Source organism: Streptomyces solincola (assembly GCF_002982015.1).
Classification (GTDB): domain Bacteria; phylum Actinomycetota; class Actinomycetes; order Streptomycetales; family Streptomycetaceae; genus Streptomyces; species Streptomyces solincola.
In genome coordinates, this window is sequence record NZ_PVLV01000457.1 from 1 (window position 1) to 2,994 (window position 2,994).

3 protein-coding genes are annotated in these 2,994 nt (G+C 71.3%); 2 read left to right on the forward strand and 1 reads right to left on the reverse strand.

Translation table 11 applies throughout. The features are described 5' to 3' along the window. The first annotated feature begins 64 nt into the window (after positions 1 to 64). Entirely contained in the window at positions 65 to 547 is a 483-nt protein-coding gene (locus tag C6N75_RS24480) for a poly-gamma-glutamate biosynthesis protein PgsC/CapC (protein WP_105871065.1), read from the forward strand. A gap of 44 nt (positions 548 to 591) precedes the next feature. Next, complete coding sequence (locus C6N75_RS24485; RefSeq protein WP_105871066.1) at positions 592 to 1,677, forward strand: C40 family peptidase; 1,086 nt, start codon at positions 592 to 594, stop codon at positions 1,675 to 1,677. Positions 1,678 to 1,782: 105 nt separating this feature from the next. Here C6N75_RS24485 and C6N75_RS24490 read toward each other — a convergent pair whose 3' ends face one another. Further along, positions 1,783 to 2,703: a hypothetical protein gene (locus C6N75_RS24490; protein WP_105871067.1), complete on the reverse strand. Its 921-nt coding sequence runs from the start codon at positions 2,701 to 2,703 to the stop codon at positions 1,783 to 1,785. Positions 2,704 to 2,994: the final 291 nt, after the last annotated feature.

The following is a 2,994-nucleotide window of genomic DNA, read 5'->3' on the forward strand; positions in this document are numbered from 1 at the left end:
CGCCGGACGGCCCCGCGCCGCCGACCGCCTCGTCCACGTCCCACAGCCTCGCCCGGAGACCCCGTTGACCACCGCCGCCCTGACCCCCGAGATGGCAGCCCTCGGCATCGCCATCGGCCTGCTCTTCTCGCTGCTGTGCTACCTGACCACCAACCTCTCCCCCGGTGGCATGATCACGCCGGGCTGGCTGGCCCTCACCCTCATCGAGGACCTCCAGCGCACCGCCATGGTGGTCGGCGTGACCGCACTGACCTACGCCGGCACCAAGCTGATGCAGAAGCTGGTGATCCTGTACGGCAAGCGGCTGTTCGCCGCGGTGGTGCTGCTGGGCGTGCTGCTCCAGGCCACCGTGATGATCGTGCTCTCGCTGGAGTTCCCACTGCTGTACGGCAACCAGACGCTCGGCTTCATCGTTCCCGGCCTGATCGCCTACCAGTTGGTGCGCCAGCCCAAGGGGCCGACGCTGCTGGCCACCGGAACGGTGTCGCTGATGGCGTACATCGTGGTCGCCGCCGGCCTGCTGCTCGGCATCATGCCGGCCGTCTGAGGAACACCGCCCGCGTACCGCCGCCCGAGAATCGAGGAAGAACGATGGCAGGTAAGAAGAAGTCACGCCCGGTCGTCTCGGGGCTCGTGGTCCTCGGGCTCGTCGGCGCCTCCGCGTACCTCACCGTCGAGCTGCGCACCCACGAGCAGCCCGGGGTGGTGGAGGTCCGCAACGTCGGCGTCATGGACGGCGCGGCCGGCTCCGGCGGCGGCAAGGGCCAGGAGAAGGGCAAGGAGGGCTGGTCGCGGCTGGCCAACCCGGCCCGCAGCGTGCTGCGCGGCGCGGACGGCCGGGTCAAGGCGGTGCTCACCGACGGGGCGCGCACCGCGACGCTGACCGGCCCGGCCCGCACCCTCACCGAGGCGACCGCCTCCGCTCCGAAGATCTCCACCACCGACTGGGTGCGGCTGATGCCCGAGGAGTGGAAGGAGGGCGCCGAGAAGGAGAAGTGGTTCCAGGACTGGTACGCCGAGAACAAGGACAGCAAGGAGGACGACGTCTTCGCCGCGTCCTTCCAGTACACGGCGGGCGCCCCGGCCAAGAAGGACCCGCAGGGCGTGGTGTACGCCGGCGACGCGAACTTCGGCCCGCTCAACACCACCGGGGCCGAGGGCGGCGACCTGCGCCTGGAGCAGTCCGACTTCTACGACTTCCTGGGCACCCCGTACCCTTTCCGGGACGGGACGGTCGGCCAGCCGGAGGCGATGCGCGCGAAGGCCATCGACTGCTCGGGCTTCGTCCGGATGGTGATGGGCTACCGGATGCGCTACCCGCTGATGTCCTCGGACAAGTCGTCCGGTGACGGCCTGCCGCGCACCGCCAACGGCATGGCGCGCTCCAAGCGGGGCGTCGACGTGCTGCCGCTGAAGGGCATCGCGGCCAAGGACCGCCCGACCGCCATCGACCAGCTCCAGCCGGGCGACCTGGTCTTCTTCAAGTTCGACCAGCGCACCGGTGAGCGGCTGGACCACTCGGGCATCGTCGTCGGCTACGACACCCAGGGCCACCTGGTGTTCATCTCCAGCCGCGAGGAGATCAACGGCCCCACCATCGCCAACACCGGCGGCACCTCCCGCCTGGACGGCAACGGCTTCTACGCGAAGGGGCTGCGCAGCGCCAAGCGGCTGTGACGCCGCCGGCTCCGGCGCCCTTCCCGGCACGGTGAATTCACGTCCTTTTCCGGCTTTTCCACGGCCGTGAATTCACCCGCCTCCGTCCACGGGATTACTGCCGCGTCAGTCCGCCGCTCCGCTCCCGAAATCCGCGGATTTCCCATCGTCGTCTCGCGGCCACTCCCAGTGGACCCCGTGGACGCCGGGGGCGCAGCGGGCGGGCACCAGGTGCGCGGTGTGCGAGGCGTCCAGGACCAGTCGGGCGCCGCGCCGCGCCTGGGCGCCCACGTGCTCGCGGAAGTAGGGGTGGCAGACGGCCGGCAGCGCCCCCGGGTCGAAGCGGATGTGCAGCAGGAAGGCCCGGAGGGCGGCCGGGACGCGGCGCTCGTAGCTGTGCGAGGGCGTGGTGGCGCCGGCCATCCGGACGGTGTAGTCGACCACGGCCGTCTCGTTCCTGGCGAGCGTGCGGCCGAAGAGTATGTCGGCGGTCAGGCAGCCCAGTTCGGGCAGCCGGGTGACCCGGGCGGACTCCCCGTAGCGCACCTCGAAGGCGACCCCGCCGTCCGGCAGCTCCAGGTCGTCCATCGCCACCACCACCGTCAGCTCCGACACGCCGTTGCGCCGGGCCCGCACCACATGGGTGGTGGCCAGCTCGCAGACCGCGCGGTGCCGGTTGAGCGTGACGGTGGTGTGGATCACCGTGGACTGGAGGCCCTCGTTGAAGTGCGCGAACCTCTCGTCCCCCAGCGCCTCGCGCAGATAGGGGTCGTCGGCGTAGACCCGGCGGCCGACCTCCGGGTCGTAGCGCGCGGCGCGGCCCCGCGGGCGGCGCGAGGCGAGCAGCGAGCTGAGCGTGCCGGCGGGCAGCCCCAGCAGCGGCTCCAGGGCGTCCACGGCCCGCAGCGACTCGGGCCGCTCCGGCTGGCTGCGGCCGCTGCGCCAGTAGCTGAGGGTGGCCAGCCCGACGCTGATGCCGCGGGCCCGCAGCCGGTCGCGGACGCGCTCCAGGGGCAGGTCGCGTCTTCGCAGCGCGGCCGCGAACACGGCGGCGAAATCGGCGCCGGAATGGGCGTCATCCGAATCGGGTCGTTGCGGAACGGTCGGCATGGTTCTTCCGGGTACGTGGGGGGTGTTACCCGTGGTCGGTGGCTCACCATATACGCCGCACACCAAGCCGGACCACTTTCACAGCTTTCCCGAATAACTGTGAAAAGCCGTTCCCCGTATAGGGCTTGAACAGCTTCCCGCACTCCGCCAGAGTCTTTCCCGCGGCGAAGCCCCCCACCTTCACCGTCCGGGCGAGTGCCGCCCCTCCCCGCGGCCTCGGCGCCTACC

Bases quoted from the DNA above. Each gene is read 5' to 3' on its own strand.
- C6N75_RS24485 (WP_105871066.1), top strand. From the start codon at position 592: ATGGCAGGTAAGAAGAAGTCACGCCCGGTCGTCTCGGGGCTCGTGGTC.